This is a genomic window from Allobosea sp. GW822-FHT03F07, assembly GCF_058801345.1.
Genome location: NZ_JBXAND010000002.1, coordinates 561,055 through 578,075, shown reverse-complemented (window position 1 = coordinate 578,075; position 17,021 = coordinate 561,055). Strand labels below are relative to the sequence as shown.

Here is a 17,021-nt window from a genome sequence, read left to right as displayed (position 1 = left end):
GCTGCGCCGATACTTCCTGATCTTCGGGATTGGGTTGGCGATGACGGATTGGCGCGACCGGGCGGGAAGCCCATTCACTTGCGAGAAGACTGCAGTCAGTGGCCATCGCGGCATGGCGGTGACCAATCATCCGCTGGCCTCGGCCGCGGCTGTGGAGATGCTGGCCGCAGGCGGCAACGCCATAGATGCCGCGGTCGCCTCCCTGTTCACGCTGACCGTCGTCGAGCCGATGATGGTCGGCATCCTCGGCGGCGGCGCCGCGCTGATCCGCCTGGCCGACGGCCGCGAGATCGTGCTCGACGGGCTCTCCACTGCGCCCGCGGCCGCCTGCCCGGACAGCTTCACGCCGATCTCCGATGTCTGGCCCGACTACATGGAGGCCAAGGGCCGAGCGAACCGAGTCGGCCCGCAGGCCGTCGCGGTGCCCGGTACGCTGAAAGCCTGGTGCGAAGCGGCCGGGCGCTATGGCCGGCTGCCGTTGCGGGATCTGATCGAACCGGCGATCCGCCATGCCGAGCGTGGCTTCCGGCTCTCGCCCTATCTCGCGACCTGCATCGCCGAGATCGCTCCCGATCTGGCGCTCGATCCGGCCATCGCCGCCGTCTTCCTGCCGGGCGGACGCCCGCTCGCGGCGGGCGACCTCCTGGTGCAGAGGGACTATGCTGGGACGCTGCGGCAGATCGCCAAGCATGGACCCGATGCCGTCTATGGCGGCGAACTCGGACGCCGCATCGCCGAGTATCTGACGCAGGCCGGCTCCTTTCTGCGTCTGGAGGACCTCGCCGCCTACCGTACGGTCGAGCGCGAGCCGGTGCGCGCGGTCTATCGCGGCGTCGAGATCATCGGTCCGCCGCCGCCCTGCGCCGGTGGCGTCCACACGCTGCAGATCCTCAACCTGCTCGAGGCCTGGGACATCGGGCAACTCGGCTTCGGCACGGCGGAGACGCTGCATCTCGTGCTGGAGGCTTTGAAGATCGCCGCCGCCGACCGACGCGCGGTCACGGCCGACCCGGCGTTTGTCGATGTTCCCGTCGCGCGCATGATCTCCAAAGACTACGCCGCGCAGCGCCGGCCGGAGATCGACCGCACCCGCGCCGGCAGCTTCGAGTCGAAGATCCTCTCGAACGAATCTGCCAACACCACCCACGTCACGATCGCCGATGACGAAGGCAACATCGTCACCTCGACGCAGACGATCAACAGCTTGTTCGGCGCCCGGATCATGATCCCCGGCACCGGCATCATCCCCAACAACTACATGTATCTGTTCGATCCGCATCCCGGGAACGCGCTCTCCCTGCAGCCGGGCAAGCGCATCACCAGCGGCATCACGGCCCTCATCGGCAAGCGCGGCGGCCGCCCGATCTTCGCGCTTGGCCTGCCCGGAGCCCACCGCATCCCGGCCTCGGCGATGCAGGCGGTGCTCAACCTCGTCGACCACGGCATGAGCGTGCAGGAAGCGGCCGAGGCGCCCCGCGTCTTCACCTGGGGGCAGGAGGCCGAGATCGAGCACGGCGTGCCCGAGGCGGTGCGCGCGACGCTGGCCGGCCTCGGACACCGCGTCGCGCCGGTCGAGCATGTCGCGGGCGGCATGTGCGCGATCGGCTTTGCCGAGGACGGAACGATGACGGGCGCGGCCTGCTGGCGCGCCGACGGCGTACCGATGGGCGTCGGCGGCGGCGCGGCCCGCGCCGGCACGTCCTTCTGGCCCGATCCGAGGCGCGGACGAACCTACTGACCGGCGACAACGCGGCAGCGCAACAAAGGGAACGGGAACCATGCTGATCAACCGACGCGAGGCCCTGGCATTGTCGGCCGGCGCATTGCTGGCCACCACGAACATCGCGCGCGGGCAGGGCAAGAAGACGCTGCGGATGGCGCCGCATGCGGCGTTGCGCGTGCTCGATCCGGTGGTGACCAACGCCTACATCACCCGAAACCACGCCTTCATGGTCTACGACACGCTGTTCGCGGTCGATTCCCAGTACCGGCCGCAGCCGCAGATGGTGAAGGCCTGGACGCTCAGCGACGACAAGCTGACCTATACCTTCACCCTGCGCGAGGGGCTGGCCTTTCATGACGGGCAGCCCGTGACGGCGGAGGACTGCCTGGCCTCGATCGCGCGCTGGGCGAAGAAGGATGTGGTGGGCATACGCCTCGCCGCCGTCACCACCGGGATGAAGGCCGTCGATGCCAAGACCTTCCTGATCAACCTCAAGGAGCCGTTCGGTCCGATGCTGGAGGGCTTTGCCCGGCCGAGTTCGATCCCGCTCTTCATCATGCCCAGGCGCATCGCCGAACTGCCGGCCGACAAGGTACTGGAGGAGGTCGTCGGCTCCGGCCCGTTCAGGTTCATCCCGTCGGAGTTCCGCCCCGGCGTGAGCTGGGCCTATGAACGCAACGAGAAATATGTGCCCCGCGACGAGCCTCCGGACGGTCTTGCCGGTGGCAAGCAGGTCAAGGTCGACCGTGTCGAGGTGATCTGGTTCCCGAGCAAGCAGACCGCGATCAACGCGCTCGCCAAGGGCGAGGTCGACCTGCTCGAGAACATGAACGCCGACCAGCGCTCGCTGCTCCAGGGCAACAAGGATGTCGTGATCCGCCGCCGCCCGGGCCCCAACGCCTCGACGGTGCGCTTAAACTGGACTCAGCCGCCCTTCGACAACGTCAAGGTCCGGCAGGCCGTGCAGGCCGTCGTGACGCAGCAGGATTATATGGACGCCGCGATCGGCGATCCGGAATCCTATCAGATCTGCCCGGCCTTCTTCGGCTGCGGCACGCCGCTGGAGACGGCGGTCGGCTTCCCCGACACCGGCAAGCCGAACATCGCCAAGGCCAAGGCCCTGCTCAAGGAGGCCGGCTACAAAGGCGAGAAGATCGTCATCATCACGCCAGGCGACATCGCCTCCTTCGCGCCGCTCGCTCCGCTGACCCAGCAGCTCCTGCGCCAGATCGGCATGGACTCCGAGATCCAGACGATGGAGTGGAGCGCCTTCCTGATGCGCCGCGCCAAGCCGATCCCGGTAGCGGAAGGCGGTTGGAACCTGGCCCATGCCGTCTTCGACCGCATCGACCTGATCTCGCCGCTCGGCAATCTCAACTTCGACGCCCGCGGCAAGGCCGCCTATACCGGCTTCGTCGACGATCCGCAGACCGAGGCGCTGAAGACGCGCTACCAGCGCGAGACCGAGCCCGCCAAACAGAAGGCGATCGCCGAGGAGATGCAGCAGCGAGCCTATGACCTCGTCTTCTACGTCCCGCTCGGTACCTATTTCGACTACGAGACCTTCCGCTCCAACATCTCCGGCTATGTCCAGTCGCCCGTCATGGTCGTCTGGGGCGTGGACAAGCGCTAGATGCTGCGCCTCATCGGGCTGCGCGTCGCCATGGCCGTCCCGGTCATGCTGGTCGTGGCGACCATCGTCTTCCTGCTCCTGCGGCTCAGCCCCGGCGACCCGGCGCTGGTCCTGGCCGGCGACAATGCCGGGCCCGGGACGGTGGCGCGCATCCGTGCCGAGATGGGGCTCGATCAGCCGCTGCTGGTGCAGTATTTCGGCTGGCTAGGCGAGATCGCGCAAGGCCGCTTCGGCATATCGATCCTGTCCAAGATGCCGGTGCTGGCGCTGATCCGGGACCGACTCGAGCCGACGCTCGTCCTGGCGCTCAGCGCCATCGCCATCACGGTGGTGCTCGCCGTGCCGCTCGGCGCCATCGCTGCGTGGCGGCACAATAGCTGGATCGACCGGGGGGTGATGATGCTCTCGGTCGTCGGCTTCTCGGTCCCGGCCTTCGTGATCGGCTATCTGCTGATCCTGTTTCTGGCGGTGAAGGCCGATCTCTTCCCGGTGCAGGGCTATGTCAGCCCCTTCGTCGATCCGCTCGCGGCGCTCCGGCACCTCGCCTTGCCGTCGCTGACGCTCGCGCTCGTCTTCATGGCGCTGATCGCGCGTGTGACCCGCTCCAGCGTGCTGGAGGTGTTGGGCGAGGATTTCGTCCGTACCGCCCGCGCCAAGGGCAATGTCGAGCTTCGCGTGCTCTGGCGCCATGCGCTGCCCAATGCGGCGGTGCCGATCATCACGGTGATCGGGCTCGGCATCGCGCTGCTGATCAGCGGCGTCGTCGTCACCGAGAGCGTCTTCAACCTGCCGGGCGTCGGACGGCTGACAATCGATGCGATCCTGGCGCGCGATTACCCCGTCGTGCAGGGCCTGATGCTCTTCTTCGCGCTGATCTATGTCGGCGTGAACCTCCTCATCGACATCGCCTATGTGATCGTCGATCCGCGCATCCGCTACTGAGGTCATGGCCATGTCGGCGAGCGCACAGGCTTCATCCACCCCGGCACCGGGCGCTCTAGGGGGCGGGCTTCTGTCCAATCCCGTCGTGCTGCTCAGCGCTGTCCTGCTGCTGGCGATCGCGCTGTCGGCGATCTTCGCTGCCGTCCTGACCGGAACCGATCCCTTCCTGATCCGTCCGCGGCTGCGGCTGCGTCCGCCGGGAAGCGAGTTCCGGTTCGGGACCGATGCGCTCGGCCGCGACGTCCTTGCGCTCGTGCTGCATGGCGGCAAGCTCTCGCTGCTGGTGGGATTCTTGGCGGCACTCGCCGGCGCGGCCATCGGCACGGCGATCGGCCTCGTCACCGGCTATCTGCGCTGGCTCGATCCCGTCGTGATGCGGATCATGGACGGGATGATGGCGATCCCCGGCATCCTCTTTGCTGTGGCGCTGGTCTCGCTGGTCGGCCCGAGCCTGGTCTCGATCGTCGCGGCGATCACTTTCTCGGAGATCCCGCGCGTGACGCGGCTGGTGCGCAGCGTCGTGCTGAGCGTGCGCGAGGAATCCTATGTCCGTGCCGCGGAGGGGCTCGGCATCCCGCCGGTAATGGTACTGCTGCGCCACATCCTGCCGAGCTGCATCGCGCCGCTGATCGTCCAGACCACCTATATGTTCGCCGCCGCCATCCTGTCGGAGGCCGTGCTCGGCTTCCTCGGCGTCGGCTTTCCGCCGGATATTCCGAGCTGGGGCAATGTCATGGCGGAGGGCAGGGCCGTCTTCCAGCGCGCGCCCTGGACAATCATCGCGCCCGGGCTCTTCCTCGCGACCACGGTGATGGCGGTGAACCTGCTCGGCGACGGCCTGCGCGACCGGCTCGACCCCCGTCTCTCGCGCGCCGCCAAGGTGTCGTCATGACCGCCTCCGAACCCATCCTTCGCATCAGGCACCTCAGCGTCGCCCTGCCCGCCGGCCTCGACCGCAGCCATGCCGTTCAGGATCTCTCGCTCGACGTGCATCGCCGCCAGATCGTCTGTGTCGTCGGCGAATCCGGCTCGGGCAAATCCGTCGCCGCCTCGGCGGTGATGCGCCTCTTGCCCGACAAGGTGCTGCGCATCACCGGCGGCACGATCCGGCTGGAAGGCGAGGACATCGCCGCCGCTTCGCCCGCACGCATCTGCGAGCTGCGCGGCAACCGCATGGCGATGATCTTCCAGGAACCGCTGACGGCGCTGAACCCGGTGATGCGGATCGGCGACCAGATCGCCGAGGCGATGCGCCTGCACCGCCCGCAGATGACGTCGGATGCCATCGAGGCGCGCGTCGTCCAGTTGATGGGCGACGTCCATCTGCCGGACCCGGCGGCACTGCGGCGCGTCTATCCCCACCAGATCTCGGGCGGACAGCGCCAGCGTATCATGATCGCGATGGCACTGGCGCTGGAGCCGGCGCTGATCATCGCCGACGAACCGACCACGGCGCTCGACGTCACCACCCAGGCGCAGATCCTGCGGCTGTTCCGCGAGCTTCTGACAAAGCATGACAGCGGCGTGCTGATGATCACCCATGATTTCGGCGTCGTCGCCGATGTCGCCGACCATGTCGTCGTCATGCGCCATGGCGAGGTGGTCGAGCGCGGCGAGCCGGCGCAGGTACTGAAGGCGCCGAGCCATCCCTATACGCGCTCGCTGATCGAGGCGGTGCCGCGCTTCCGCTACCGGCCGGCGCGCACGGATCTGCCGGCGCCAGTCCTCCTCGCCGTCGAGGACCTTACTCTGACTTACCGCAGCACGAGCTTTCTCGGGCGCAAGCGCGAGACCAGGGCGCTAGACGCGGTCTCCCTGTCGCTTTCCGCCGGCGAGACGCTCGGCATCGTCGGCGAATCCGGCTCGGGCAAGACAAGCCTCGCCAAGACGCTGCTGCGCTTCGAGACGCCGGATTCCGGTCGCATCCTGTTCGACGGCCGCGACGTCGCCGCTTTGGCCGGCGGCACGCTGCGGGATTTCCGGCGCCATATCCAGATGGTTTTCCAGGACCCGTACAAATCCCTTAATCCGCGCCGCCGGGTCGGGCAGTCATTGATCGAGGGCCCGGTCCATCATGGCCTCTCGCGATCGGACGCCGTCGCACGGGCCCGCGAGCTGATGGAACTCGTCGGACTCAGCCGCGATGCGCTGGAGCGCTTTCCGCATGAGTTCTCCGGCGGCCAGCGCCAACGCGTCTGCATCGCCCGCGCGCTCGCCATGCAGCCCTCGATCATCGTGGCCGACGAGGCTGTCTCGGCGCTCGACGTCTCCGTCCAGGCGCAGGTCCTGCGGCTGTTCGAGGAGCTGCAGCGCAAGCTTGGCTTCGCGATGATCTTCGTCACCCACGACCTGCGTGTCGCGTCGAACATCTGCGACCGCATCGCGGTGATGCAGCGCGGCCGGATCGTCGAGATGGGGCCGGCCCAGGCTGTGTTCGAAGCGCCGCAGCACGCCTATACGCGCGAGCTGATCGCGGCGGTTCCCGGTGGGGTCTTCGAGGTCGCCTCGGCGGCGTAGCGCGTTTCGCACACCGCGGTGCCTACTCGGCCCTAGTCGAACTCCTTCTTGAACTTCTCGCTGACGGCCGTCGCCGAGCGGAAGCGGCCGATCGAGAAGGGCTCGAGGGGAGTAGCGGTTGCGCCGTCGACGATCATCTCGCTCAGGCACAGGCCCACGCCCGGTCCGATCTGGAAGCCGTGACCGCAGAAGCCGAAGGCATGGAACAGGCCGGGTGCGGTCAGGCTCGGGCCGATCACCGGGATCATGTCTGGCAGGTATCCCTCGATGCCGGACCAGACACGGATGACATGGGCGTGCGCCAGGGCAGGCACCACGCGCGCCAGCGCACGCATCGCTGCCAGCGTCTTGACCGGGGGCACCGGGGCGCGATTTGCGGAGGCGTCCGCCGCCGTGCGTGGATAGCCGGCGAGGATGACGTTACCGCGCTCTGTCTGCCGGGCGATCACCGAGCCGTCGATGGTCTGGAGCGAGGGCGTGAACAGCGTGGGCAGGGGCTCGGTGACGAATTGCGGCGGCCCCGCCGCGAAGACCGGCGCGGTCTCGCCGAAGCACTCCGCCATCTCGACAGCCCAGGCCCCGGCCGCGTTGACCAGCGCTCCGCAGCTCAGCTCCGCGCCGTCCGCTGTGCGGACCGCGAAACCCGCGCCCTGGCGCAGGATAGCCGTCACGCGCGTGTTTTCGCGGATCGCGACGCCGAGGCGCTGCGCTGCGCGCGCTACGGCGGGCGTCACCAGTCTCGGATTCGCGGTCGCGTCGCGTGCCGAATAGGTTGCCGCAGTCACCGTCTTGCCGAGCCAGGGCCAGTGTCGGCGGAGCTCCGGCGGGCCGAGCCGCTCGATGACGAGGCCATGGGACTCCGAGACCTGAGCATAGCCTTCGAGCTTTCCCTGCTCCTCGTCGTCGAAGGCACAATAGAGGTGACCGGTCTGCGCGAATTCGCACTCTTCGCCGATCAGCGAACCGATCTCTTCCCAGAGTGCCTGGGAGCGCAGTGACAGCGGGTACTGCGCGGGATAGCGGCCCTGGAGCCGAAGATTGCCGAAATTCGCGCCGCTCGACTGCGCGCCGACCGCACCCTTCTCGAAGATCACGACGCGCTGCCCGCGCCGCGCCAGGAAGAACGCGGTCCAGGCTCCGATCAGCCCGCCGCCGATGATGGCGACGTCGGTGGTTGGCCGGCTCATGAGGCGGCATCCGCGGCAGCCGACAGCACGATCGGCTTGACCGGCGCCTGCCCGCGCAGCCGCCCGGCGCTCGCGCCGTCCAGTCCCGCGATGCCCGCGACGATCTCCTGCAGCGCCGGCCCGCAGACACGGCCCTGGCAGCGGCCCATGCCGCAGCGGGTCATCGCCTTGACGCGGTTGACCTCGACCGGGCCGAGCGCCTGCACCATCGCGTTCCGCACCGTGCCGATGGTGACGTTCTCGCAGCGGCATAGCAGGGTTTCGTCGGGCTGTGACCGGATCTGCGCGACCGGCCAGGCGAAAGCGCGGGCGAGGCCACGCTGGAAAGCACGCAGCCGCGCCAACCGCCGCGCCAGCGGCCTGATAGCGTCGATATCCTGCGGTGAGCCGAGGTCGGACAGGATGGCATGGGCGGCGAGCTGGCCACTCGCCTCGGCCGCATCCGCACCGCCGATCGTCGTGCCGTCACCGGCCAGATAAAGTCCCGGTCGGCTGCGCCCAAAGCCATCCGTCTTCGGCAGGAAGAGCCGGAAATCCGCGTCATAGGCGAAGCTGGCCCCGGCGAGATCGGCCAGCTGGGTCTCGGGCTTCAGCCCGTAGCCGAGCGCGACGGCATCGCAGACGAAGCGCCGCTCGCGGCCGGTGCCGTCACGCAGCAGCAGCGCTTCGACATGGCCGTCGCCTTCGATGGCAAGCGGCGTCACGCCGTGCAGGAGCGGCGTACCCCTCCGCATGGCGCCGGCCATATAGCAAAGGCCGCGCAGGAGCGTGCGCGGCGACCGCGCCATGGCGGGCAAGGCCGCTGCCTTGGCGATGAGCGCCGTCGTGTCGGCGATGACCGCGACCTCACCACCCATCGCACGATATTGGCTGGCCGCGAGCAGCAGCAGCGGGGAGGAGCCGAGGAAGGCGACGCGGTGGCCGATCAGGCAGCCCTGATCCTTGAGCGCGACCTGCGCGCCACCGAGCGTGAAGACGCCGGGCAGGGTCCAGCCCGACATCGGCGCGACACGGTCCATCGCGCCGGTCGCGAGCAGCAGGGTGTCGGCCTCGACGGTGTCGGCCCGGCCATCGCTGACCAGATGCAGCACCCTGCCGTCGATCGCCCAGACCAGCGTGCGCGGGCGATAATCGATGCCGTCGGCCAGCCGACCGAAGCGGGCATGGAGCGCTTCGTAATTGCCGGCTTCGCTGCCCAACAGCTTGCGCATGTCCAGCGCCAGGCCTTCGGGAGGCTGGCGATAGCCCTGGCCGCCGGCGCGCTGTCCTTCGTCGATCAGGATCGGCCGGTGCCCCCGCGCGCACAGCACCTCGGCGGCGCTGATGCCGGCCGGTCCGGCCCCGACGATGACGATGCTGGTCATGCTGGCGGCTGCGCCTCGCTGAACAGGGCCATGCCCTCGGCGACCGGCGTCGTGCAGGCGCGCAGCCTGCCGCCATGGCCGCTCCAGACCCAGCAGTCCTGGCAGGCGCCCATGAGGCAGAAGCCGGCTCGCGGCTCTCCGCCGAATTCATGTCGACGCAAGGCATGGCCATGGCTCAGCAGCGCGGCGAGGATGCTCTCGCCCGCCGTCGCCGACAGGATCATCCCATCGAAACTCAGCGTGACGGCCGGCCCGGACCTTGCGGCGACGCGCTTGAACTGACTGCCGGAGCGGTTCATGCCGTTCTCTATGAAATATCGCAATGCGATAGAAATGTTTGTATATTGATAAATTGCAGAAAGGCCCTGTCAAGCGGCCGGAGCGCTTTCAGTTCGGACGCTGTTCAGACCCGTGAGATGGCGTGGGCGGTGGCGATGATCAGCGAGGAGAAGCGCGCCACGACCTCCTCGCGGCTGTAGCGCGAGCAGGAGACCGCGATGTTCACGGCGGCTTCAGGCCTGCCACGATGGTCGAGGATCGGCGCCGCGATCGAGGCGTCGCCGAGATAGACTTCCTCGAACGCCGTGGCATAGCCCTGTGCCGCCGCCTGCCGGATCTTCTCGCGCAACGCGTCGCGCTTCCAAGTCGTCGAGGGGGTATGAGCCTTGAGGTCGGAGGCGTCGATCACCGCCATCGCCTCGCTTTCGGGCAGGCGCGACAGCATCGCGATGCCCGGCGCCGTGCAATAGGCCGGCATCCGCGTGCCGATGATCACGTCGGTGTTGAGCACATGCCGGCTGAGGAAACGCGAGACGAAGATGATCTCGGGCCCGTCGCGCACCGTCAGGTTGACGGTTTCCTCGGTTTCCTTGCTGAGATGCATCAGATACGGCATCGCCCGGTCGATCAGCCGGCTGCCGCGGTTGAAGTGATAGCCGAGGTCGAGCGTCTTCGCCGTCAGTTCGAACCGTTTCGTTTCCGCGTCCTTATGCAGGTAGCCGAGCCGCGTCAGCGTATGCGTGAAGCGCTGCGCTGCGCTCAGGTCCATGCCCGTCTCGGAGGCGACCTGCGACAGGCTGAGCGTCTGGTGCTGCCGGCCGAACGCGTACAGCACCCGAAAGGCCTTCTCCACCGAGTTGACCATCAGCGCCCCGGTCTTGCCGCGCGCGGTCTGGTCGCTTTCGGCGCTCGCGCCGCTGCGCTCGCTGGTCTCGGGCATGGACATCGATGGTTCTCCTCCGCCGATCAATGGCTGCCGCATGCAGCCTTGACAAGGTGGCGAAGTCCTGTCGATAATTCAATAGAATTTATCGCATATCGATAAAAACTCATCGGAGCAGCCATGAAGGAATTCGTCCTGAGCGAGGTTCGCGGTCCTGTCGGGATCCTGACCCTGAATCGTCCGGAGCTGCTCAACGCCTGGAACGCGCCGATGCGCGCCCGTCTGGTCGAGGCGCTCGACGAGTTGGAAAATGACGAGTCGGTCCGTGCGATCATCCTCACCGGCGCCGGCGAGCGCGCTTTTGGGGCAGGGCAGGACCTCAACGAGACCAAGACCTTCGACGCCGACAGGGCCGAGGAATGGATGGGCGAATGGGAGCGGCTCTATGACCGCCTGCGTTCGCTCTCGAAGCCGATCATCGCGGCGTTGAACGGCGTGGCGGCCGGGTCCGCCTTCCAGGTCTCGCTACTCTGCGATCTGCGCATCGGCCATGACGGTGTCACCATGGGCCAGCCCGAGATCAATTCCGGCATCGCCTCGGTGACCGGCCCCTGGATCATGCGCGAGATGATCGGCATCGCCCGCACCATCGACCTGACCCTGACGGGTCGCATGATGGATGCCGAGGAGTGCTTCCGGATCGGCCTGATCAACCGGATCGTGCCGAAGGAGAAGGTGATGGAGGCCGCGCTGGCGCTCGCCACCGATCTCGCCGGCAAGCCGCCCGTCGCGATGCGCCTCAACAAGGCCCGCTTCCGCGAGGTCACCGAGGACAGTTTCCGCGAGTGCCTCAGGGCCGGCATCCGCAATCAGCGCGAGGCCTACGCCACGGGCGAGCCGGCACGGATGATGGAGCAGTTCCTGGCCATCCGGGCGGCGCGCAAGAGCGCTTGAAGACATCGCGCCTGGCGATCTGATCATCCACGGGGAAATGCGGAAAACCGCTTGAAAGGGAGATGACGACGATGACCACCACGACGCGACGCACTTTGCTGCAACTGGCGGGCGGGGCTGCCGCCGGCGCCCTCGCGGCGCCCTATGTCGCGGGAGCCGCCCGCGCCGCGACCCAGATCATCGTCGCTGATCCCGGCGGTCCCTTCGGTCCCGCCTTCCGCAAGGCCTTCTACGATCCCTTCGAGAAGGCGACCGGCAACAAGGTCGTCAATGTCGCGCGCGAGGCCGAGCCGACCGCGCAATTCAAGGCGATGGTCGAGACCAAGTCCTACACCTGGGACGTCTGCACGCTGACGCTGTCCGCGCGCGACATCCTCGCCGGCCAGGGCTTGCTCGACCCGATCGGCTTCAGCCATGCCGACGTGCCCAAGCTGATGCCCGAGGCGATCTCGCCGCTCTACATGGGCACGGACGTCTACTCGACCGTCTTCGCCTATCGCACCGATCGCGTGAAGAACGCGCCGGCGAGCTGGACCGACTTCTTCAACATCGAGAAGTTCCCGGGCCGCCGCGCGCTGCGCAAGAACCCGATCGACACCATCGAGCAGGCCCTGCTCGCCGACGGCGTGCCGCTCGACAAGCTCTATCCCCTCGATGTCGACCGCGCCTTCAAGGTCCTCGACAAGATCAAGCCGCATGTCGCGGTCTGGTGGACCGGCGGCGCCCAGTCGACGCAGCTTCTCCAGAGCGGCGAGGTCGATATGCTGCCGGGCTGGAACGCCCGCCTGCAGGCTGCGATCGATGGCGGCACGCCGGCCAAGATCGTCTGGAACCAGGGCCTCTACTCGATCGAAGGCTGGGGCTTGCCGAAGGGCGGCCCGAAGGCGGACGTCGCGCGCCAGTTCGTGCGCTTCTGCGCTGATCCAAAGGCACAGGCCGCCTTCACCGAGATCCTGGCCTATGGCCCGACCAATCTCGACGCCTACCAGACGATCCCCGCCGAACGTGCCAAGGTGCTGCCGACCTCGCCGGAGAACCTCAAGCAGATGGCGATAGCGAACGAAGCCTGGTGGAGCGCCAACCGCGCCAAGGTCACCGAGCGCTTCAACGCCTGGCTGCTGACCTGAGCGCCATGAGCACGCAGGCCGAGAGCCCCGGGACTATGACGACGAAGGCGAAGCTCGTCGTCGAGGGCAAGCTCGTCATCGAAGGATTGTGCAAGCGCTACGGCGCGACCACGGCCCTCGAACCGAGTTCGCTGAGCGTGGCCGAGGGCGAATTCCTGACCTTGCTGGGGCCTTCGGGCTCCGGCAAGACGACACTGCTGCAGTTGATCTGCGGCCTCGTCGAGGCGAGCGAGGGCAGGGTGGTGATCGACGGGCGCGACCAGTCGCAGATGCCCGTCCACCAGCGCGATATCGGCCTCGTCTTCCAGCACTATGCGCTGTTCCCGCACCTCACCGTGGCCGAGAACATCGCCTTTCCCCTGAAGATGCGCGGCCGCCCGGCGGCGGAGATCGCCAAGCGCGTCGCCGATACGCTGGCGATGGTCCATCTCGGCCATCTCGCCGGGCGGTTCCCGCGCGAACTGTCCGGTGGCCAGCAGCAGCGCGTCGCGCTCGCCCGCTGCTTCGTCTACCAGCCCTCGATCATCCTGATGGATGAACCGCTAGGGGCGCTCGACAAGAAGCTGCGCGAGCATATGCAGATCGAGATCAAGCGGCTGCATCGCGAGAGCGGATCCACGATCGTCTATGTCACGCATGACCAGGAGGAAGCGCTCGCCATGTCCGACCGCATCTGCCTGATGAATCATGCGAAGATCGAACAGCTCGGCACGCCGCGCGAGATCTATGAGCGGCCGCGCACCGCCTTCGCCGCCGATTTCATCGGCATCTCCAACATCTTCCGCGGTCGCTGGGACGGCAACGGCTCGCTCGAGACGGCTCATGGCCGCTTCGCGTTGCCGAACGGCGTGCAGAGTCCCGGCGCCGAGCCCGCGCTGGTCATCCGCCCGGAGCATCTGCGGCTGGGCGCGCCGGACGGCAACGCCGTGACCGGCCGCGTCAGCGAGATCGTCTATGCCGGCTCCGAGACCCGCGTGATCGCAGCGTTGGGCGATGGCGCCCCCCTCGTGCTGCGGCTCGGCCCGGATGACGCGGTTCCAGCCATCGACGACCAGATCGTCGCCGGCTGGGCGCGCGACAGGGCGGTCCTCGTCGCATGAGCGCGATCGCGACATCGGGCCATGCGCCGGCCGGGGCTGGCGGGTTCCGCCTCAGTGCGCTCTGGCTCGCCGTGCCGGGCTTGCTCTTCCTGGCGTTCTTCTTCGCTTGGCCCGTTGCGCAGCTCCTGGGGCTGAGCCTCGTCGATCCCGACAGCGGCAAGCTCTCGTTCTCGACCTATCAGCGGATCGCCGCCACCGACGTCTATCTGCGCGTTCTCGGCATCACCTTCCGCATCGCCGGCTACACAGCGCTGTATTCGCTGCTGATCGGCTACCCGCTGGCCTATTGGCTATCGCGCCTGCCGGACATGCATCGCGGCCGCATGCTGCTCTTCGTGATGGTGCCGTTCTGGACGAGCTACCTCGTCAAGACCTTCGCCTGGATGATCGTGCTCGGCCGCAGCGGCATCATCAACTCGCTGGCGACGGGCTCAGGGATCGTCGATCAGCCGCTGCCGCTTCTGCACAACGAGTTCGGCGTCATGGTCGGCATGGTCCACGCCATGGTGCCGCTCGCGGTGATGACGATGCTGCCGGTCATGGCTGGCATCGACCGCAGGCTCGTGCAGGCGGCGCAGACGCTCGGCGCCTCGCCGGCGCACGCCTTCTGGCTGATCTATTTCAAGCTGTCGCTGCCGGGCGTCGCGGCGGCGGGCCTGCTGGTCTTCATCTCCTCGCTCGGCTTCTTCATCGTACCGGCCTTCCTCGGCGGACGGCAGCAGACGATGCTGGCGCAGCTCATCATCACCCAGGTGCAGGAACTGCTGAACTGGCCCTTCGCCGGCGCGCTCGCCGCGATGATGCTGGCGGCGGCGCTCGCTTCATGCTGGGTCTACGACCGGGTTTTCGGTCTCTCGACCATCGCCGGCGGCTCCGCTCAGGTTGGGACTGGACGCATCCGCGATCTCGGCCTCGCCATTCTCGCGCGGGTCGCTCGGCTGGCCGGGGCCATTTCGGCGCTGACACAGACCCTGCTCGGTCAGCGCGGCAGCGCGCTCATCCTCCCTGCGTTCGCGTGGGCGATGATCGGTTTTCTTGTCCTGCCGACCCTGCTCGTGATCCCGCTCGCCTTCACCTCCTCGCAGTTCCTCGAATTCCCGCCGCCGGGTTACGGGCTGAGCTGGTTCCGGACTTATTTCGAGTCGCCGCTCTGGATCCAGGCGACGATCCGCTCTTTCCTCGTGGCATTCGCGACGGCGATCTGCGCCACCGCGATCGGCGGCTTCACCGCGCTGGCGCTGGCCAATAGCCGCACGCGCTGGGCAGGGCTGATCTTCGCCTTCTTCCTCGCGCCGATGATCGTGCCGCGCATCATCATCGCAGTCGGGTTGTTCTATCTCTTCGCGCGGATCGGGCTGGTCGCGACCGATCTCGGCCTCGTCATCGGCCACACCGTGCTGGCGATCCCGTTTGCACTGGTGACCATGGCGGCGGTGCTGAAGAGCTACGACCAGCGCCTCGACCAGGCGGCGGCCACGCTCGGGGCCAATCGGCTGCGGACGCTGACCGGCGTGACGATCCCGCTGGTGAAGGGCGGCCTCGTCGCAGCGTTCCTGTTTTCCTTCATCACCTCCTTCGACGAGCTTTCCATCGCGATCTTCGTCAGTGGCGGGGTGAAGACCACTTTGCCCAAACAGATGTGGGACGACATGATCCTGCAGCTCAACCCGACGCTGGCGGCGGTCTCCGTCGTTGTCTTCGTCGTCGTCACCGTGATGCTGCTGGTCGCGGAGCGCTTCCGCTCATCCTCCTCTTCCTGAATTCCGGACCGAACGACCCGACATGACGCCCAACGACGATGCCGGCTTTGTTGGCCTCCTGACCGAACACGCCGCGCGCGAGCCGCAGCGCGTCTATGCGCGCTACTGCGGCGAGCCAGTGAGCTATGCCGAGATCGAGCGCCGTTCCGCCGCTTTCGCGAGCGACCTGCGCGTGCGCGGCCTGAACGCCGGCGACCGCGTGGCGGTGATGATGCGCAACTCGATCGCGGCGATCGCGGTCATCTTCGGCCTGGCCAGAGCCGGCGTCGCCTGGGTGCCGGTCAATGCGCAGCAGCGCGGCGAGGGCCTGCGCTACCTCCTGACGCATCCGCAGCCGAAGCTGATCGTGGTCGATGCCGATCTCGCCGATCTGGTGAAGGAGGCGCTGTCGGAGGAAAGGGTACCACCGATGCTGAGGCAGGGGCCCGAACTCGACGCAATCCTCGCCCGCTCCGTCCGCTTCGACGAGCCGGCGCCGTCCGCCGATGCGGTATTCGCAATCATGTACACCTCCGGCACGACCGGGCGGCCGAAAGGGGTTGTCGTCTCGCATCGCATGCTCCGGCTTGCGGCGGAAAGCGTGGTCAGGCTGTCCGACGCCCGGCCGGGCGAGGTCTTCTTCGTGTGGGAGCCGCTCTACCATATCGGCGGCGCACAGCTTCTGCCTCTGCCGATGATCCGCGGCATCACACTCGCCATGGTCGAGCGCTTCAGCGCCAGCCGCTTCTGGGATCAGGTCAGGCAGGAGGGCGCGAGCCACATCCACTATCTCGGCGGCATCCTGCAGATCCTGTTGAAGCAGCTCCCGAGCCCGCGAGACCGCGAGCACTGCGTGCGCATCGCCTGGGGCGGCGGCTGCCCGGCCGACATCTGGCCGCAATTCCGCGACCGCTTCGGCATCGAGATCCGCGAATGCTACGGCATGACCGAGGCCTCGAGCCTGACGACCTGCAACGTCACAGGCGTCGTCGGCTCGGTCGGGCGGCCGATGCCGTGGTTCTCGGTCAAGCTGCAGGATGCTGAGGGCCGGCCGGTCCCTGTCGGAGAGCGCGGCGAAATCGTCATCGAGACCAGCATCGCGGGGGCCATCTTTCCCGGCTATCTCGACAATCCCGAGGCGACGGCGAAGGCCTTGCGCGCCGACGGCTTCCACACCGGCGACCTCGGCTCCTGGGACGGCGACGGCAATCTCTATTTCCACGGCCGCATGACCGACAGCGTCCGCTGCAAGGGCGAGAACGTCTCGGCCTGGGAGGTCGAGCATGTCGCAGCCGAGCATGAGGCGGTCGAGGATTGCGCGATGATCGGCGTCGCCTCCGATGTCGGGGAGCAGGACATCAAGCTCTTCGTCAAGCTGCGCGAGGGCGCGACGATCGACGCTGCTGCGCTGTCCGATTGGCTGGGCCAGCGTCTCGCCCCCTACCAGAACCCGCGCTACATCGCCTTCGTCCCGGATTTCGAGCGGACTGCGAGCCAGCGCATCATGAAGCACAAGCTCTCGGCCCATCTCGACGAGTGCTGGGACCGTGCAGCGCTGACGATGGTGCGCTGA

At 67.6% G+C, this 17,021-nt stretch carries 14 protein-coding genes; 10 read left to right on the top strand and 4 right to left on the bottom strand.

What is annotated here, in order from left to right; all coding sequences use genetic code 11:
* The first annotated feature begins 40 nt into the window (after positions 1-40).
* Genes ggt through AC1RMY_RS11275 form a run of 5 tightly spaced genes read left to right on the top strand, consistent with a single transcriptional unit; the run spans position 41 to position 6,815 of the window.
* On the top strand, positions 41-1,738 hold the full coding sequence (gene ggt, locus AC1RMY_RS11295) for a gamma-glutamyltransferase (protein ID WP_492864398.1): 1,698 nt from the start codon (positions 41-43) through the stop codon (positions 1,736-1,738).
* A gap of 40 nt (positions 1,739-1,778) precedes the next feature.
* Positions 1,779-3,356, top strand: a complete 1,578-nt coding sequence (locus AC1RMY_RS11290) for an ABC transporter substrate-binding protein (RefSeq protein WP_492864396.1) — start codon at positions 1,779-1,781, stop codon at positions 3,354-3,356.
* On the top strand, positions 3,357-4,298 hold the full coding sequence (locus AC1RMY_RS11285; RefSeq protein ID WP_492864395.1) for an ABC transporter permease: 942 nt from the start codon (positions 3,357-3,359) through the stop codon (positions 4,296-4,298).
* A 10-nt stretch (positions 4,299-4,308) separates the two neighbouring features.
* The gene (locus AC1RMY_RS11280; protein ID WP_492864393.1) at positions 4,309-5,190 is read left to right on the top strand and encodes an ABC transporter permease; all 882 of its coding nucleotides are present in this window, start codon (positions 4,309-4,311) and stop codon (positions 5,188-5,190) included.
* Positions 5,187-6,815 carry a dipeptide ABC transporter ATP-binding protein gene (locus tag AC1RMY_RS11275; protein ID WP_492864391.1) on the top strand — a complete coding sequence of 543 codons (1,629 nt, stop codon included), beginning with the start codon at positions 5,187-5,189 and terminating at the stop codon, positions 6,813-6,815. Before AC1RMY_RS11280 ends, AC1RMY_RS11275 begins: the two co-directional genes overlap by 4 nt.
* A gap of 32 nt (positions 6,816-6,847) precedes the next feature.
* Here AC1RMY_RS11275 and AC1RMY_RS11270 read toward each other — a convergent pair whose 3' ends face one another.
* The 4 genes from AC1RMY_RS11270 to AC1RMY_RS11255 form a co-directional block, all read right to left on the bottom strand.
* Positions 6,848-8,002 carry an NAD(P)/FAD-dependent oxidoreductase gene (locus AC1RMY_RS11270; RefSeq protein ID WP_492864389.1) on the bottom strand — a complete coding sequence of 385 codons (1,155 nt, stop codon included), beginning with the start codon at positions 8,000-8,002 and terminating at the stop codon, positions 6,848-6,850.
* Positions 7,999-9,366 (bottom strand): FAD/NAD(P)-dependent oxidoreductase, encoded by a 1,368-nt coding sequence (locus AC1RMY_RS11265; RefSeq protein ID WP_492864387.1) that lies wholly within the window; start codon positions 9,364-9,366, stop codon positions 7,999-8,001. Before AC1RMY_RS11265 ends, AC1RMY_RS11270 begins: the two co-directional genes overlap by 4 nt.
* Positions 9,363-9,665 (bottom strand): (2Fe-2S)-binding protein, encoded by a 303-nt coding sequence (locus AC1RMY_RS11260; protein WP_492864386.1) that lies wholly within the window; start codon positions 9,663-9,665, stop codon positions 9,363-9,365. Before AC1RMY_RS11260 ends, AC1RMY_RS11265 begins: the two co-directional genes overlap by 4 nt.
* Before the next feature lie 104 nt (positions 9,666-9,769).
* Entirely contained in the window at positions 9,770-10,591 is an 822-nt protein-coding gene (locus tag AC1RMY_RS11255; RefSeq protein ID WP_492864384.1) for an IclR family transcriptional regulator, read from the bottom strand.
* Positions 10,592-10,708: 117 nt separating this feature from the next.
* On the opposite strand from AC1RMY_RS11255, the gene AC1RMY_RS11250 reads away from it, so the two are divergent.
* The 5 genes from AC1RMY_RS11250 to AC1RMY_RS11230 all read left to right on the top strand — a co-directional run bounded on the left by AC1RMY_RS11250 (position 10,709) and on the right by AC1RMY_RS11230 (position 17,021).
* The gene (locus AC1RMY_RS11250) at positions 10,709-11,482 is read left to right on the top strand and encodes an enoyl-CoA hydratase/isomerase family protein (RefSeq protein ID WP_492864382.1); all 774 of its coding nucleotides are present in this window, start codon (positions 10,709-10,711) and stop codon (positions 11,480-11,482) included.
* A 71-nt stretch (positions 11,483-11,553) separates the two neighbouring features.
* Positions 11,554-12,609, top strand: a complete 1,056-nt coding sequence (locus AC1RMY_RS11245; protein ID WP_492864380.1) for an ABC transporter substrate-binding protein — start codon at positions 11,554-11,556, stop codon at positions 12,607-12,609.
* A 5-nt stretch (positions 12,610-12,614) separates the two neighbouring features.
* Positions 12,615-13,709, top strand: coding sequence for an ABC transporter ATP-binding protein (locus tag AC1RMY_RS11240; RefSeq protein WP_492864378.1), 1,095 nt, complete (start codon positions 12,615-12,617; stop codon positions 13,707-13,709).
* Positions 13,706-15,469, top strand: a complete 1,764-nt coding sequence (locus tag AC1RMY_RS11235; protein WP_492864376.1) for an ABC transporter permease subunit — start codon at positions 13,706-13,708, stop codon at positions 15,467-15,469. Before AC1RMY_RS11240 ends, AC1RMY_RS11235 begins: the two co-directional genes overlap by 4 nt.
* Before the next feature lie 22 nt (positions 15,470-15,491).
* Positions 15,492-17,021: an AMP-binding protein gene (locus tag AC1RMY_RS11230; RefSeq protein ID WP_492864374.1), complete on the top strand. Its 1,530-nt coding sequence runs from the start codon at positions 15,492-15,494 to the stop codon at positions 17,019-17,021.

Bases quoted from the DNA above. Each gene is read 5' to 3' on its own strand.
- ggt (WP_492864398.1), top strand. From the start codon at position 41: ATGACGGATTGGCGCGACCGGGCGGGAAGCCCATTCACTTGCGAGAAG.
- AC1RMY_RS11290 (WP_492864396.1), top strand. From the start codon at position 1,779: ATGCTGATCAACCGACGCGAGGCCCTGGCATTGTCGGCCGGCGCATTG.
- AC1RMY_RS11285 (WP_492864395.1), top strand. From the start codon at position 3,357: ATGCTGCGCCTCATCGGGCTGCGCGTCGCCATGGCCGTCCCGGTCATG.
- AC1RMY_RS11280 (WP_492864393.1), top strand. From the start codon at position 4,309: ATGTCGGCGAGCGCACAGGCTTCATCCACCCCGGCACCGGGCGCTCTA.
- AC1RMY_RS11275 (WP_492864391.1), top strand. From the start codon at position 5,187: ATGACCGCCTCCGAACCCATCCTTCGCATCAGGCACCTCAGCGTCGCC.
- AC1RMY_RS11270 (WP_492864389.1), bottom strand. From the start codon at position 8,002: ATGAGCCGGCCAACCACCGACGTCGCCATCATCGGCGGCGGGCTGATC.
- AC1RMY_RS11265 (WP_492864387.1), bottom strand. From the start codon at position 9,366: ATGACCAGCATCGTCATCGTCGGGGCCGGACCGGCCGGCATCAGCGCC.
- AC1RMY_RS11260 (WP_492864386.1), bottom strand. From the start codon at position 9,665: ATGAACCGCTCCGGCAGTCAGTTCAAGCGCGTCGCCGCAAGGTCCGGG.
- AC1RMY_RS11255 (WP_492864384.1), bottom strand. From the start codon at position 10,591: ATGTCCATGCCCGAGACCAGCGAGCGCAGCGGCGCGAGCGCCGAAAGC.
- AC1RMY_RS11250 (WP_492864382.1), top strand. From the start codon at position 10,709: ATGAAGGAATTCGTCCTGAGCGAGGTTCGCGGTCCTGTCGGGATCCTG.
- AC1RMY_RS11245 (WP_492864380.1), top strand. From the start codon at position 11,554: ATGACCACCACGACGCGACGCACTTTGCTGCAACTGGCGGGCGGGGCT.
- AC1RMY_RS11240 (WP_492864378.1), top strand. From the start codon at position 12,615: ATGAGCACGCAGGCCGAGAGCCCCGGGACTATGACGACGAAGGCGAAG.
- AC1RMY_RS11235 (WP_492864376.1), top strand. From the start codon at position 13,706: ATGAGCGCGATCGCGACATCGGGCCATGCGCCGGCCGGGGCTGGCGGG.
- AC1RMY_RS11230 (WP_492864374.1), top strand. From the start codon at position 15,492: ATGACGCCCAACGACGATGCCGGCTTTGTTGGCCTCCTGACCGAACAC.